The organism is Kitasatospora terrestris (assembly GCF_039542905.1).
Taxonomy (GTDB): domain Bacteria; phylum Actinomycetota; class Actinomycetes; order Streptomycetales; family Streptomycetaceae; genus Kitasatospora; species Kitasatospora terrestris.
Map to the genome: position 1 here is coordinate 5,866,972 of NZ_BAABIS010000001.1, position 14,458 is coordinate 5,881,429.

General features: G+C 75.5%; 12 protein-coding genes and 1 riboswitch. Of the genes, 5 read left to right on the top strand and 7 right to left on the bottom strand.

Going from position 1 to position 14,458, the window contains the following annotated elements:
• The first annotated feature begins 32 nt into the window (after positions 1–32).
• Both ABEB06_RS26945 and ABEB06_RS26950 read left to right on the top strand, forming a co-directional pair.
• Positions 33–947: an ABC transporter ATP-binding protein gene (locus ABEB06_RS26945; protein WP_345699474.1), complete on the top strand. Its 915-nt coding sequence runs from the start codon at positions 33–35 to the stop codon at positions 945–947.
• Positions 944–2,545 carry an ABC transporter permease gene (locus ABEB06_RS26950; protein WP_345699475.1) on the top strand — a complete coding sequence of 534 codons (1,602 nt, stop codon included), beginning with the start codon at positions 944–946 and terminating at the stop codon, positions 2,543–2,545. Before ABEB06_RS26945 ends, ABEB06_RS26950 begins: the two co-directional genes overlap by 4 nt.
• 37 nt (positions 2,546–2,582) lie before the next feature.
• On the opposite strand, the gene ABEB06_RS26955 is transcribed toward ABEB06_RS26950, so the two are convergent.
• Both ABEB06_RS26955 and ABEB06_RS26960 read right to left on the bottom strand, forming a co-directional pair.
• Positions 2,583–3,059 (bottom strand): OsmC family protein, encoded by a 477-nt coding sequence (locus tag ABEB06_RS26955; RefSeq protein ID WP_345699476.1) that lies wholly within the window; start codon positions 3,057–3,059, stop codon positions 2,583–2,585.
• Between the two features lie 5 nt (positions 3,060–3,064).
• A complete protein-coding gene (locus ABEB06_RS26960) occupies positions 3,065–3,736 on the bottom strand; it encodes a GntR family transcriptional regulator (protein WP_345699477.1) in 672 nt (223 codons plus the stop codon).
• A 125-nt stretch (positions 3,737–3,861) separates the two neighbouring features.
• On the opposite strand from ABEB06_RS26960, the gene ABEB06_RS26965 reads away from it, so the two are divergent.
• The 3 genes from ABEB06_RS26965 to ABEB06_RS26975 all read left to right on the top strand — a co-directional run bounded on the left by ABEB06_RS26965 (position 3,862) and on the right by ABEB06_RS26975 (position 7,560).
• Positions 3,862–5,319 (top strand): DUF4190 domain-containing protein, encoded by a 1,458-nt coding sequence (locus tag ABEB06_RS26965; RefSeq protein WP_345699478.1) that lies wholly within the window; start codon positions 3,862–3,864, stop codon positions 5,317–5,319.
• A gap of 36 nt (positions 5,320–5,355) precedes the next feature.
• Complete coding sequence (locus tag ABEB06_RS26970) at positions 5,356–6,486, top strand: hypothetical protein (RefSeq protein ID WP_345699479.1); 1,131 nt, start codon at positions 5,356–5,358, stop codon at positions 6,484–6,486.
• A gap of 237 nt (positions 6,487–6,723) precedes the next feature.
• Positions 6,724–7,560 (top strand): hypothetical protein, encoded by an 837-nt coding sequence (locus ABEB06_RS26975; RefSeq protein WP_345699480.1) that lies wholly within the window; start codon positions 6,724–6,726, stop codon positions 7,558–7,560.
• Here the strand turns inward: ABEB06_RS26975 and ABEB06_RS26980 are convergent.
• The 5 genes from ABEB06_RS26980 to ABEB06_RS27000 are packed head-to-tail and all read right to left on the bottom strand — an operon-like array spanning position 7,542 to position 14,097.
• Entirely contained in the window at positions 7,542–8,918 is a 1,377-nt protein-coding gene (locus ABEB06_RS26980) for a cobyrinic acid a,c-diamide synthase CobB (RefSeq protein ID WP_345699481.1), read from the bottom strand. The two genes, ABEB06_RS26975 and ABEB06_RS26980, sit on opposite strands and share 19 nt — an antisense overlap.
• A 13-nt stretch (positions 8,919–8,931) precedes the next feature.
• A complete protein-coding gene (cobO, locus tag ABEB06_RS26985) occupies positions 8,932–9,537 on the bottom strand; it encodes a cob(I)yrinic acid a,c-diamide adenosyltransferase (RefSeq protein WP_345699482.1) in 606 nt (201 codons plus the stop codon).
• Positions 9,538–9,543: 6 nt separating this feature from the next.
• The gene (locus ABEB06_RS26990) at positions 9,544–11,610 is read right to left on the bottom strand and encodes a putative cobaltochelatase (protein WP_345702004.1); all 2,067 of its coding nucleotides are present in this window, start codon (positions 11,608–11,610) and stop codon (positions 9,544–9,546) included.
• A gap of 35 nt (positions 11,611–11,645) precedes the next feature.
• A complete protein-coding gene (locus tag ABEB06_RS26995) occupies positions 11,646–13,163 on the bottom strand; it encodes a cobyric acid synthase (protein ID WP_345699483.1) in 1,518 nt (505 codons plus the stop codon).
• On the bottom strand, positions 13,156–14,097 hold the full coding sequence (locus ABEB06_RS27000; protein ID WP_345699484.1) for a cobalamin biosynthesis protein: 942 nt from the start codon (positions 14,095–14,097) through the stop codon (positions 13,156–13,158). Before ABEB06_RS27000 ends, ABEB06_RS26995 begins: the two co-directional genes overlap by 8 nt.
• 32 nt (positions 14,098–14,129) lie before the next feature.
• A riboswitch (cobalamin riboswitch) is annotated at positions 14,130–14,256 on the bottom strand.
• Between the last annotated feature and the right edge of the window lie 202 nt (positions 14,257–14,458).

Here is a 14,458-nt window from a genome sequence, read left to right on the forward strand (position 1 = left end):
ACGGATCTGTGAATCGAGAGTACGGTCGTTCCATGACGACCGCCATCTCGGTGACCGGCCTGGTGAAGACCTTCGGCCGGACGCGTGCGCTCGACGGGCTCGACCTGACCGTCGCCCGGGGCGAGGTCCACGGCTTCCTCGGGCCGAACGGCGCGGGCAAGTCCACCACCATCCGCGCCCTGCTCGGCCTGCTGCGCGTCGATGCCGGCCGCGCCTCCCTGCTCGGCGGCGACCCCTGGCGCGACGCGGTCGCCCTGCACCGGCGCCTGGCGTACGTGCCGGGCGACGTCACCCTGTGGCGCAACCTGACCGGCGGCGAGGCGGTCGACCTGCTGCTGCGCCTGCGCGGGGTGCGGGAGCCGTCCCCGGCCCGCCGCGCCGAACTGCTCGACCGCTTCGAGCTCGACCCCACCAAGAAGGGCCGCGCCTACTCCAAGGGCAACCGGCAGAAGGTCGCGCTGGTCGCGGCGTTCGCGGGCGAAGCGGAGCTGCTGGTCCTGGACGAGCCGACCTCCGGCCTGGACCCGCTGATGGAGGAGGTGTTCCGCGACTGCGTCCGCGAGGCCCGGGAGCGCGGCGCCACCGTCCTGCTCTCCAGCCACCTGCTGACCGAGGTCGAGGCACTGTGCGACCGGGTGTCCATCGTCCGGGCGGGTCGCACCGTCGAGACCGGCACCCTGGCCGAGCTGCGGCACCTCACCCGGACCGCCGTCGTCGCCGAACTCGCCACCGCCCCGCCGCCGTTGCCGTACGCCCACGACGTCCGCACCGAGGCCCTGGCCGACGGGGCCCGGCTCAGCTGCCAGGTCGACGCCGACCGGCTCGACGAGCTGCTGCGGGCGCTGACCGCCGCCGGGGTGCGCAGCCTGACCAGCCGCCCGCCCACCCTGGAGGAGCTGTTCCTGCGCCACTACGAGCCCGCCGCCCCCGCGGCGGTGGCCCGGTGAACGCCACGGCGGGCACCGGCGTCCTGCTCCGCCTCGCGCTGCGCCGGGACCGGATCGCGCTGCCGCTCTGGGTCTACGCCCTCGCCGCGATGGCGGTCTCCACCGCCTTCTCCTTCCGCTCGCTGTACGGCACCGAGCAGGCCCGCCGCACCTTCGCCGCGGGCATCACCGCCAACGGCTCGCTGCGCGCCCTGTACGGGCCGGTGTTCGACGCGGGCAGCGTCGGCGGGCTGACCGCCTGGCGGATGGGCGTCTTCGGTGCGGTGCTCGCCGGTCTGATGTCGGCGCTGCTGGTGGTCCGGCACACCCGGGCCGAGGAGGAGGACGGCCGGCTGGAGCTGATCGGCGCCGGCGCGGTCGGCCGCCGGGCCCCGCTGACCGCCGCCCTGCTGGCGGCGCTGATCGCCGACCTCGCGGTGGCCGCCCTGGTCGCCCTCGGACTGCTCGCGGCCGGCCAACGCCTTACCGGCGCCGTCGCGTTCGGCCTCGCACTGGCCGCGACCGGACTGGTCTTCGGGGCCGTCGCCGCGCTCGCCGCCCAGCTCACCGCGACCGGGCGGGCCGCCAACGGCCTCACCGGCGCCGCACTCGGCGCCGCCTTCGCCCTGCGCGCGATCGGGGACGCCGACTCCGCCACCTCCTGGGCGAGTTGGCTGTCACCGATCGGCTGGGCCGAGCAGCTGCGCCCGTACGGCGGCGACCGCTGGTGGGTGCTGGCCCTCCCGCTCGCGCTGACCGCGGCGCTGACCGCCGCCGCGTACGCCCTCGCCGGCCGCCGCGACCTCGGCGCCGGGCTGCTCCCGCAGCGCCCCGGACCGGCGGCCGCGGCGCCGGGCCTGGACGGCCAGGCCGCGCTGGCCCGCAGGCTGCAGCGCGGGGCGCTGCTGGGCTGGTGCGCGGGCTTCGCACTGGCCGGCGCGGTGTTCGGCGGGGTGGCGAAGGGCGTGGTCGACCTGGTCGCCGGGAACGACCGACTCGCCGACCTGATGGCCAGGCTGGGTGGACGCCAGGAGGTGCTGGACGCCTACCTCGCCTCGATCGTCAACCTGTTCGGCCTGGTCGCGGCGGGTTACGCCGTCCAGGCGGTGCTGCGGCTGCGCGCCGAGGAGGTCGGGGGCCGGGCCGAACCGGTGCTGGCCGGTGCGGTCTCCCGGCTGCGCTGGGCCGCCGGTCACCTGCTCTTCCCGCTGCTCGGCACGGCCGTGCTGCTGGCGGTCGCCGGGCTGTCCGCCGGGCTGGCCGTCCGGGCCGCCGTCGGCGGCTCCGTGGACGGCGGTGAGCCGCTGCGGCTGCTGGGCGCGGCGCTGGCCCAACTCCCGGCGGTGTGGCTGACCGCGGCCGCGGCGCTGGCCCTGTACGGCCTGCTGCCGCAGTGGACCGCGGCGGGCTGGGGCGTGCTGGGCGGCTTCGTCCTGATCGCCTGGCTCGGCCCCGTCCTGCGCCTGGACGCCCGGGTGCTCGACCTCTCGCCGTTCACCCACACCCCGCACCTGCCCGGCGGCGCGCTGAGCGCGACGCCGCTGCTCTGGCTGACCGCGCTCGCCGCCGCCCTGGCCGCCGCCGGCCTGGCCGGACTGGCCCGCCGCGACCTGGGCTGACCCGGCCGGGCCCGGTCGCCACCGGGCCCGGCCAGGGTCAGGCGGTGCCCGCCACGGTGATCGAAGGCTCGTGGTGCACCGGGAAGTTGACCGAGGCGGCGATGAAGCAGGCGTCCCGGGCCGGGCCGTGCAGGGCGAGCGCGCGCTCGCGCATCGACTCCTCGGCGATCTCGATGCGCGGCCGCAGCACCGCCTCGGTGAAGTGCCCGCCGCCGCCCGCGACCACCATCGTCGCGGCGGCGTCGTCCACGTACGAGGTGACCACCACGCCGTTGACGGCGCACTGGTGCAGGTACGACATCATGTGGCACTGGGAGAGCGCCGCGAGCAGCAACTGCTCCGGGTTCCACCGGGCGGGGTCGCCGCGGAAGGTCGGGTCGGCGCTGCCGAGGATCGGCGGGACGCCCGCCGCGGTGATGTCGTGCGCCCGCTCGTAACTGCGGTAACTGTCGGTCCCGGTACCGGTGTTGCCGGTCCAGGTGACGCGGACGTCGTAGTGGTGCGGCTTGGGCATGGCGGTCACTCCGTGTCGTCGTCGTCGGCGGCGGCGGTGGGGGCAGCTGTGGCGCGGTGGGCGGTGCCGGTGTCCAGGACGTGCCGGCGGGCCGCCGCGTGGGCGCCGGCCGGATCGCCGGCCCGGATCGCGGCGAGCAGCTCGCGGTGCTGGTCGTCGACCAGTCCGGTGCGGCCCGGCGGGGTCAGCGAGGTGCGGGTGGAGACCTGCAGCCGGTCCCACAGCCGGTCCAGGGTGTGCAGGGCGATCGGGTTGGCGGCCAGCTCGGCGATCCGCCGGTGGAAGCGGCGGTTGAGCCGGACCGCCTCGGTGAGCCGGCCCTCGGCGGTGGCCCGGTGGGTGCGGTCGGCGAGCGCGTCCAGGTCGTCCAGGTCGGCGGGGGCGAGCCGGCCGGCGCGCTGCCGCTCGGCCGCGAGCTCGGCGGCCAGCCCCTCCAGCGCGGCCCGGACCCGGTAGCCGTGCCCCAGTGCCTCCGCGTCCAGGGCGACCACCCGGACACCCCGCCCGGCGGCCTCCACCAGCCCGTCGGCGGCGAGCGCCCGGAACGCCTCCCGGACCGGGGTGCGGCTCATCTCCAGCGCGGCCGCGACCTCCAGCTCGGTCAGCCGGGCACCCGGCGGGTACCCGCCGTCCAGGATCAGCTCGCGCAGGCGGGCGTGCGCCGTCTCGGTCCGCATGGGCGCCATCGTATGCACCGCATGCATTGCATGCAATAAACACTCCACTATCCATTGGTTGACCCGGAGGAGGACCGGCTATATTCGCGCAGCCGACGAACCGTTCCGTACCAGGGGGAACCGCCATGCTGCCCGACCCGGAGCCGACCCCGCCCGCGGAGCCGTCCCCCGCCCCACCTGCGGACCCGACCCCGGACCCGACCCCGGTCCCGTCGGCGGACCCGACCCCGGACCCGGCCCCTCCGGCCGACCCGACGCCCCCCGCGGCCGACTGGGCCGCGCCGGCGCCGTCGTTCCCCGAGCCGGCCCCGTCGCCGTTCGGCACGACCCCGCCCTCCCCGTACGACGCCTCCCCGTACGACGCCTACCCGCAGGCGCCCGCCCCGGCCCACCCCGGCGGCGCCCAGGCGTACCCGCCCTACCAGGTTGGCGGCCCCGGCACCCCGCCCCCGCCGCTGAACCCGTGGGCGGGCGGCCAGCCGCAGCCGTACCCGGGCTACCCCGGCTACCCGGGCGGTTGGCAGCAGCCCCTCGACCCGGGCTGGAGCGGCTTCGCGATCACCTCCTTCGTGATGGGCGTCTTCGGCTTCGCCTGCCTGCTCTTCCTCGGCGGCATCGGCTTCGGCATCGCCGCGCTCGGCGCGATCAAGCGCACCGGCCAGCGCGGCAAGGGCCTGGCGGTCGCGGGCCTCGTGCTGTCCTCGATCTGGGCGCTCCTGATCGCCGTCGGCCTCGGCATCGCGATCATCGAGGACGGCCGCGACCCGGACCCATTCGGGTCCTCGGCCCGGTCGGCGGGCCCGCAGAGCGCCTTCGACCTGGACACCGGCGAGTGCTTCGACCGCACCGGCACCAACGGCGTCTCGGTGGACGTCGTCCCGTGCAGCCAGCGGCACTACGGCGAGGTGTACTGGACCTACACCCTCAACGGCCCGGCCGACTACCCGGGTGACAGCTGGGTGACCTCCGACGCCGACCTGGAGTGCGACCGCAAGCAGGACGACTACGCCATGGACAGCTGGGCCGTCCCCTCCACCGTCGCCGTCCACTACTTCTACCCCGACAAGCGCAGTTGGAAGCGCACCAGCGGCAACCGTGCGGTCTGCTTCTTCGTCGACGACAAGGGCCCGACCACCGGCTCGCTGCGCAACGACCGGCTGAACCTCAACTCCGAGCAGGTCGGCTACCTCTCGGCGGTCAACCCGTTCAACCGGGTCTGGGCCAACGGCCCCGACGAGGAGGAGGTCGCCGACGACCCCGACGGCTACCGCCGCTGGGCCGACAATGTCTCCGACGCGGTCACCATCGAGATCGCCAAGCTCGAGGGGGTCAGCTGGAGCGCCTCCGCGAAGCAGCCGGTGGCCGACCTGGTCGCCGAGTGCCGCGAGATGAAGAAGCACCTGGAGGCCGCCCGCACGGCCAAGGACGCCGCCACCATCGAGGACGAACTGGTCGAGGCCGCCCGCCACGTCGGCGGCGCCAAGGCCAAGGCCGCCCGCGCCGCCCTCGGCCTCGCCACCACCGACCTCTACGACTCGGAGACCGCCCACCCCACCACCGGCGAGGCCCCCAAGCCCGCCTGACCGGACCGACGGACTGTCACACGGGGGAGTGGTGACGTGAACCGACTACCGGCCGCCGTGATCATCGGTGGAACCGTCCTCGCCCAGGCGGTGGGCCTGCTGGCGCTGCGCCCGCTGGTCGAGTTCAAGACCGGGCGGCCGCTCACCGATCCGGGTGGGCAGGCCGCGCTCCTCGGAATGAAGCTGGGTGGCTTCGACAGCTTGGACACCGGCCGCCCGGCCGGGTGGCTGCCGCAGGCGCTGTTCCTCGCGCTGTCCGCCGTGCTCGGCTACGCGGCCCTGCGCGCCGCACCGGACCTGCGGCCACGACTGCGCACGGTCCTCGCACTGACGGCGGCGGTCCTGCTCGCCGCCGGGGCGGCCGACCTGCTGCGGGTCGCGCTGGAACCGAGCGTGACGTCGTCGCCGGCGGAGCGGTTCGAGAGGATGGGCCTCGACCTGGGCCGGGTACCGGCGGCGCCGCTGGCCTTCGCGCTGGTCACCTGCTGGCTCGCGGTGCCTTCGTACCTCCTGGTGTGGCTGATGAGCCGTCACCGGACGGTCCGTGAGGTGCTGGCGTCCCTGGGGCAGCGGGTGGACGACGCGCCACGGGTGCCCGCTGCGTCCTGGCGCGACCGCCGCGACGCGGTCAGTGCCGCGCTGCTGCCCGTCCTGCTGCTGGGCCTGCTGGGCGGCCGCCTCCTGCAGCACGGCGAGGTACGGCGGATGGACCACACGTCGGTCACCTTCGACCCCGACCTGTGGAGACCGTACCTCCCTCCGCCGTGGATCGGGCGGCTGGCCGGGGTCCTCTACCCGGCGCTGCGCCTGCGGCCGCTGCGCACCGAGACCACCGCCGGGTGGCTCGCCACCCTCGGCGTCTTCGCGGTCCTGCTCCTGCTGCTCGCCGTCGGATTGGGCCTGATCGCCGCCCGGGTGGACGGGCTGACACTCGCGCGGCTGATCCTGGAGTGCTGGGGCGTGACCGTCCTGGCGTCCCTCGCCGCCGCGGCCGCGGAAGTCTGGGTGTTCGGTCCGCTCACTCCGATCGTCTGGTCGCACGAGCTCTCAGCCTTCGAGGTGGCGGGCAGCCGGGCGCTGCGGTTCGGCACGGTCTGGGGATGGGCTCCCGGCCTGGCCCTCGCGGGCATGACGGCGGTGCTCCGGCGCCGCCGGTACGGTACGTAGCCGGAGGACGACACGGAGGACGGGGACATGGGGGCGGAACGGTTGCGCAGGCTCGGGGAGCGCGCGTCGAGGCGGCGGAGCACGTCTGGCGGCGAGCCGGTGGAGGAGAGCGGGAGCGCCTCGGCACCCGCTCCGGAGGAGAGCGCGGCGGCCGTCGGGGCCCCCGCCGAGACGGAGGCGGCCGAGCCCTCCGAGCACGCCGGGGCGGGCCGTTGGATGCGGGCCGCCAGGAGCCCGGTGAGCTGGGTCGCCGGCGTCGTCCTCGCCGCGGCGGCGGTGACCTTCCAGGACACGCTGGTCGACACCGCGAAGACCGTCCTGTCGCTCGACAGCCTGCCCGACCGGATCTCGCCGCAGAACGCGATCCAGGTCGTCGAGGTCAGGAACGTCCGAGACCTCGGTGAGTTCCTGTCTCGCCACGACCCGGACGGGCAACTGGCGGCGTCATTCAGAACCGGCGCCGTGCAGCGCTCGGCCGATGTGGTCGACGTGGGGCGCTCGGAATGGATGATCACGCTCAGGGGCCGGGCCAGCCAGCAGGTGCGGATCACGGACATCGTTCCTGAGTTCGAGGCCGAGGGCTGTACGGCGCCGCTGCCCGGCAGCCTGATCGTTGCGCACCCGCAGGGTGGCGAGGATGTGATCACGCTGGACACGGTGATCGATTCCCCGGCACCCAAGCTGACCGTGAGCGCTCCGGGCGCCGACGGGAAGCCGGCGCAGCCGTTCTTCACGGGTGCCGAGGCCAAGGTCATCACGCTCGACCGCAACGAGAGCGTGGCGTTCCTGATCACGGCCACCGCGAGCCGTTCGTACTGCCAGTGGCGCTACCGCGTCCACTACCAGGTCAACGGCGGCACAGCGGAGACGGTGATCAGCCGACCGGGCGGCAAGCCGTTCGAACTGACCGCCCGGCTGCCGGACGTGTCCGGGTACCAGTACGTCCACCTGTCGCCCGTCAACTGCGACTCCCAGGGCTGGCGCACGGTCACCGGCGCCGGGTACGCGGGCATCAACACGCCGGGCGGCCTGAAGTGTCCGATCAAGCCAGTCCTCTACGGCGAGCCCTCATAGCCTCCCGCCGCTGCTCGGACGAGGCGGGTGGCGGTGTGGGGGGTGCCGGCCCAGTGGAGGTGGAGGTAGGAGGCGTGGACGGCGCCCTGGGTGAAGCCCTCGGTGACGGGGCCGGTGGGGGTGCGCCAGCCCCAGGCGGGGTGGTCGCCGGCGCCGGGGTCGGTGACGGTGCGGTGGAACTCGTGGCCGCGCACCCGGGTGCCGGTGGCGGCGAGCGGGCTGTCGGCGAGGGCGACGGCCTCGCGGTAGCCGAGGGTGAGCCGGCCGCTCATCCGGGCCGTGGTGTCGAGCACGCCGCACATCGGCTTTCCGTCCAACTCCTGTCCCAGGTAGAGGAGTCCGGCGCATTCGGCGACCACCGGCGCGCCGGAGCGGGCGAGTTCGGCGATGGCGGCGCGCAGGGGCGCGTTCTCGCTGAGTTCACCGACGTAGAGCTCGGGGAAGCCGCCGCCGATCACCAACGCCGCGGTTTCGGCGGGCAGTTCGGTGTCGCGCAGCGGGTCGAAGGTGACGACGTCGGCGCCGGCGGCGGTGAGCAGTTCGGCGTTCTCGGCGTAGGAGAAGGAGAACGCCGCGCCGCCGGCGAGGGCGATCCGGGGCCGGGGGCCGGTGGGCGGTTCGACCTCGGCGGCCGGGTCCCATGGCTGGGCGGCCAGTGGTGGCGCGGTGCGGGCGAGGGCGAGGACGGCGTCCAGGTCGACGGAGGCGGCGATGAGTTCGCCCATGTCGGAAACGGCGCGGAGGGCTTCGGCGGAGCGTTCGACGGCGGGGATCAGGCCGAGGTGGCGGGAGGGGGTGGCGACCTGTTCGGCGCGGCGGACGGCGCCGAGCACGGGGACTCCGGAGCCTTCTTCCAGGGCTTCGCGCAGCAGGTGTTCGTGCCGGTCGGAGGCGACCCGGTTGAGGATGACGCCGGCGATCCGCACCTCCGGGTCCCAGGAGGCGAAGCCGTGGACGAGGGCGGCGACCGAGCGGGACTGCGAGGAGGCGTCGACGACCAGCACCACGGGGGCCCTGAGCAGCTTGGCGACCTGTGCGGTGGACGCCAACTCGCCCTGTCCGGCGGCTCCGTCGTACAGGCCCATGACCCCTTCGACCACGGCGACGTCGGCGCCCGCGGCGCCGTGCAGGAAGAGCGGGGCGATCCGCTCGGTCCCGCACATGTAGGCGTCGAGGTTGCGGCCGGGCCGGCCGGCGGCCAGCGCGTGGTAGCCGGGGTCGATGTAGTCCGGGCCGACCTTGTGCGGCGAGACCTCCAGTCCGCGCGAACGGAGGGCCGCCATCAGGCCGGTGGCGACGGTGGTCTTGCCCGCGCCGGAGGAGGGCGCGGCGATCACGAGGCGGGGGATGCTGCTCAACGGGTTCAACGAACTACCACTCGATACCGCGCTGGCCCTTGCGGCCGGCGTCCATGGGGTGCTTGACCTTGGTCATCTCGGTGACCAGGTCGGCGTAGTCGGTGAGCGCCTCGGGCGCGTACCGGCCGGTGATCACCACGTGCTGGCTGCCGGGGCGGTCCTTGAGGACGGCGACCACCTCGTCGGCGTCGATCCACCCCCAGTGCATCGGGTAGGTGAACTCGTCGAGCACGTAGAAGCGGTAGGTCTCGGCGGCGAGGTCGCGCTTGACCTGCTCCCAGCCCTCCTTGGCGGCTTCCTCGCTGGACATCTCGGCCTCGCTGGTGCGCTGGATCCAGGACCAGCCGGAGCCCATCTTGTGCCAGTCGACGGTGCCGCCCTCGCCGGAGGCGCCGAGCACGCGCAGCGCGTTCTCCTCGCCGACCTTCCACTTGGCGGACTTGACGAACTGGAACACCCCGACCGGCCAGCCCTGGTTCCAGGCCCGCAGCGCCATCCCGAAGGCGGCGGTGGACTTGCCCTTGCCGGGGCCGGTGTGCACGGCGGTGATCGGCAGCGTGCGGCGCTGGCGGGTCGTCAGGCCGTCGTCGGGGACGTTCTCGGCAACACCCTTGGGCATAGCGGATCAGGCCGCCTTTCGCGGAGCGGAGGAGTGGGAGGAGGCGGAGCGGGAGTCGCGGACGAGCGAGGCGACGCCCTCGGCGCGCAGCTCGTCCAGGGTGACGGCGGTGGCGCCGAGGTGGCCGGCCAGGGTGCGGGCGAGGCCGAGCCGGACCGGGCCGGACTCGCAGTCCAGCACCACGGAGGCGATGCCCTGGGCGGCGAGCAGCCCGGCCGCCCGCTGGGACTGCGCGAGGGCGTCGCGGCCGCCGGTGGCCCGGCCGTCGGTGACGACGACCAGCAGCGGGCGGCGGTTCGGGTCGCGCATCCGCTCGATCCGCAGCACCTCGTGGGCGCGCAGCAGCCCGGCGGCGAGCGGGGTGCGCCCGCCGGTGGGCAGCTGTTCCAGGCGGGCGGCGCCGACCTCCACCGAGGAGGTGGGCGGGAGCGCCAGGTCGGCGCCGGTGCCGCGGAAGGTCACCATGCCGATCTTGTCGCGGCGCTGGTAGGCGTCCATCAGCAGGGAGAGCACGGCGCCCTTGACGGCGGTCATCCGCTGCCGGGCCGCCATCGAGCCGGAGGCGTCCACCACGAACAGCACCAGGTTGGACTCCCGGCCCCGCCGCACCTGCTCGCGGAAGTCGTCCTTGTGCAGCACCAGGGCCCGGGCGTCGCGTCCGCGCGCCACCTGGTGCGGGGCGGCGGCCTGCAGGGTGGCGGCCAGGTGCAGCCGGGCGAGCCGGCCCTGCGGGCGGCGGGCGCGGATGGTGTGCCCGGCGTCCGTCTCGGCGGGGGAGCGGCGGCCCTGCGCGCCGCGTCCGGTGCCGTCGACCTTGAACAGCCGGGTCCGGTACGGGTCGCCGGCGCCGACCGGGGCGGTCTCCTTCGGCCCGGGGCCGGGGCCCTGCGGCGGCACGGCGTCCCCGGGCGCGGTGGGCTCGGCGGGCGCGGTCGGGTCGGCGGGTGCGGTCGGGTCGGGCGCGGCGGAGCCGTCCGGGGCGTCCGCGGGCTCGGGCGCGCCGCCGTCCGGGCCGCCGCCGTCCGGGCCGGGGCCGCCGTCGCCGGGCCCGTCGTCCTCGGGGCCCTCGTCGGGGTCCTTGTCCGGGGCCTCCGGCTCGGGGGCGTGCTCGGCGAGCGTCCGGTCGAGCTGCTCCTCGTCCAGGCCGGGCGCGTCGAAGGGGTTGCGCCGCCGCCGGTGCGGCAGCGCCAGCTGCGCGGCCTTGCGGACGTCCTCCTCCAGCACCTCGGTGCGGCCCGCCCAGGCGGCCAGCGCGACGGCGGTGCGGGCCATCACGATGTCCGCACGCAGCCCGTCCACCTCGAACGCGGCGCACACCGCGGTGATCTGCCGCAGCGCGCCGTCGGTCAGCTCGACCGAGGGCAGCAGCGCGCGGGCCGCGGTGATCCGCTCCGCCAGCTCCCGCTCCTCCACCGCGAACCGCGCGGCGAAGCCGGCCGGGTCGGCGTCGTAGGCGAGCCGGCGGCGGACCACCTCGGCGCGCTCGGCGGCGTCCCGGGTGGCGGCGATCTCCACGGTGAGGCCGAAGCGGTCGAGCAGCTGCGGCCGCAGCTCGCCCTCCTCCGGGTTCATCGTGCCGACCAGCAGGAAGCGGGCCGCGTGCCGCACCGAGACGCCCTCGCGCTCGACGTACGAGCGGCCCATCGCGGCCGCGTCCAGCAGCAGGTCGACCAGGTGGTCCTGGAGCAGGTTGACCTCGTCGATGTACAGCACGCCGCGGTGCGCCTTGGCCAGCAGGCCGGGCTCGTACGCCTTGACGCCCTCGGCGAGCGCGCGCTCCAGGTCGAGGGAGCCGACCACGCGGTCCTCGGAGACGCCGACCGGCAGTTCGACCAGCTGGGCGGGCCGCAGGTCGGCGGCGGCCGCGTCGTGCGGGCCGTCGGGGCACTGCGGGTCGGGCGCGGCGGGGTCGCAGGCGAAGCGGCAGCCGGGCACGGTGGCGATCTCCGGCAGCAGGCCGGCCAGCGCGCGCACCATGGTGGACTTCGCGGTGCCCTTCTCGCCGCGCACCAGCACGCCGCCGACGGCGGGGGAGACGGCGTTGAGCAGCAGGCCCAGCCGCAGGTCGGACATTCCGACGATCGCGGTGAACGGGTAACGGACGTCGGTCACTTGCCGGACTCCCCAATGGCTCCTGGCGGCACGAACGGCATTCCGGCCGGCGCTCCGCCCTCGATCAGCTTCCACAGCGCGTCGGTGTCCGCGTGCTCCTCGATCAGGTCGCCGAGGCGGTCGAGGCGCTCCTCGCGGGCGGCGGCGAAGGAGACGTCCGGCGCGGGCACGAACGCCCGGCCGGAGACGGCCGCCACCTCGCGCAGGAACGCCCGGCGGAAGCCGTCGTTCTCCAGCGCGCCGTGCCAGGTCGTGCCCCACACCGCGCCCACCCGGCACCCGTCCAGGAACGCCTCCTCCGCCGAGTCGTCGACCGTCACCACGCCGTGGTGGATCTCGTACCCCTCGACCCGCTCCCCGTACGCCTCGCCGACCGGGCGGGCCAGCACCTTCTCCCGGCCGAACACCACCCGGGTCGGCAGCAGGCCGAGTCCCTCGGCGCCGCCGGTCCTGGACTCCACCTCGTCGACGATCTCCCGGCCGAGCATCTGGTAGCCGCCGCACACGCCGAGCACCGGCCGTCCGGCCGCCGCCCGTGCCTTGAGCGGCGCCTCCATGCCGCGCTCGCGCAGCCACGCCAGGTCCGCGACGGTGGCCCGGGTGCCGGGCAGCACCACCAGGTCGGCGTCGGCCAGCTCCTCCGGGCGGGTCGCCCAGCGGACCAGCACGCCCGGCTCCTGCGCCAGCGCGTCCAGGTCGGTGAAGTTCGACAGCCGCGGGAAGCGCACCACGGCCACCCGCAGCACGTCCGCGCCGACCGGTCCGGCGCTCGCGCCGGACTCCACCACGGTGGTGAGGTCCAGCGAGTCCTCGGCGTCCAGCCACAGGCCGCTCAGCATCGGCAGCGTGCCCAGCACCGGACGGCCGGTCAGCTCGCGCAGCATCTCCAGGCCGGGCGCCAGCAGCCGCGCGTCGCCGCGGAACTTGTTGACGAACCAGCCCGCCACCAGCGCCTGGTCCTGTGCGGACAGCAGCGCCAGCGTCCCGTACATCGCGGCGAAGACGCCGCCGCGGTCGATGTCGCCGACCACCACCACCGGCAGCTTCGCCGCCGTGGCCAGGCCCATGTTGGCGATGTCCCGGTCCCGCAGGTTGATCTCGGCGGGCGAACCGGCGCCCTCGCAGATCACCACCTCGTACCGGCCGCGCAGGTCGGCCAGGCACTCCAGCGAGCGCTCCAGCAGGTACGGCTTGCGCTCCCGGTAGTCCAGCGCGCCGACCTCGGCGACCGGCTTGCCGAGCAGCACCACCTGGCTGCGGGCGTCCGCGCCGGGCTTGAGCAGCACCGGGTTCATCGCCGCCTCCGGCTCGACCCGGGCGGCCTGCGCCTGCATGGCCTGCGCCCGGCCGATCTCCGCGCCGTCGGCGGTGACGAAGGAGTTCAGCGACATGTTCTGCGCCTTGAACGGCGCCACCCGCACGCCCTGCCGGGCCAGCCAGCGGCAGATGCCCGCCGTGACCACGCTCTTGCCCGCGTCCGAGGTCGTTCCCGCGACCAGCAGGGCGTTACCCACGCCCGCCTCCCTTCAGCAGCGCCCGTGCGCCGACCGTGACCGCCAGCGCCAGGGCGCCGACCCGCCGGGACAGCCGGCAGGCCCGTTCGATGTCCGCGACCGCCACCGGCCGCAACTCCCCGCCGAGCACCGGCCGGTGCTCGACCCGGGTGCCGTACGCGAGGGTGCCGCCGAGCCGCACGCCCAGCCCGCCCGCGAACGCCGACTCCGCCTGGCCCGCGTTCGGGCTCGGGTGCGAGGAGCCGTCGCGCCGCCAGACCCGCCACGCGCCGGCCGGGGACGGCGCGGCCGCGACCGTCAGCAGCGCGGTCAGCCGGGCGCCCGGCCAGCCCGCGACGTCGTCCAGGCGGGCGGAGGCCCAGCCGAACCGGCGGTGCCGCGGCGACTTGTGACCGACCATCGCGTCCAGCGTGTTGACCGCCCGGAACGCCAGCAGGCCCGGCGCGCCCGCGACCGCGCCCCACACCAGGGCGTTGACCACCGCGTCCGCGGTGTTCTCGGCCACCGACTCGACCACCGCGCGGGCGATCTGCTGCCCGTCCAGCGCGCTCGGGTCCCGTCCGCACAGGTGCGGCAGCCGCTCCCGGGCCGCCGCGAGGTCACCCGACTCCAGGGCCCGGCCGACGGTCCGCGCCTCCCGGGTCAGCGAGGTCCCGCCGAGCACCGTGAACGCCGCCCCCGCCGCCAGGGCCGCCCGGCCGACCGGCCGGTGCCGCAGGGCCCGCTCGGCGGCCAGCGCGCCGGCCGCGACCGTCCCCACGCAGGCGGCGGTGTAGAGCGCGCCGGCTCCCCGGTGGTCACGCCACAGCGCCCGCTCCAGGCGGGACGCGGCACTGCCGAACAGGGCGACCGGATGGCCGCGCCGGGGATCGCCGAGCCGCGCGTCCGCGAGATAGCCCGCGACGGCGCCCAGCACGTACGGGGCAGCCCGCATGCGTGCGTGTCCTCACTCAGGGTCCGCGCCCTGGATCGACGAGAGCGGAGGCGAGAGTGTCGTGGCTCCCGGGGTCGCGCATCGCGCCCCGGTGACAGTGGCGGGACCGCGCCGGACTCGCACCGGCTTCCTCTGCATGCCTCCGTAATGGCCCAAGGATCCCATCACGCTGTCGGACCGGCAGTCAACCAAGCCCGCGGAGGGGTCGGTCACACCGACCCGCCGTCACTACCTCCGAGTAGGCGGCCGGTTCGCACCCCCCGCGTCCGTACGATCGTCCAGTTCCCGGCAGGGGTGGTGACCTGCGCTTCGTGTCTTCAGCGGCTGGGTGGTCCGACGGTGGCGCCCGTACGTTCGGGCC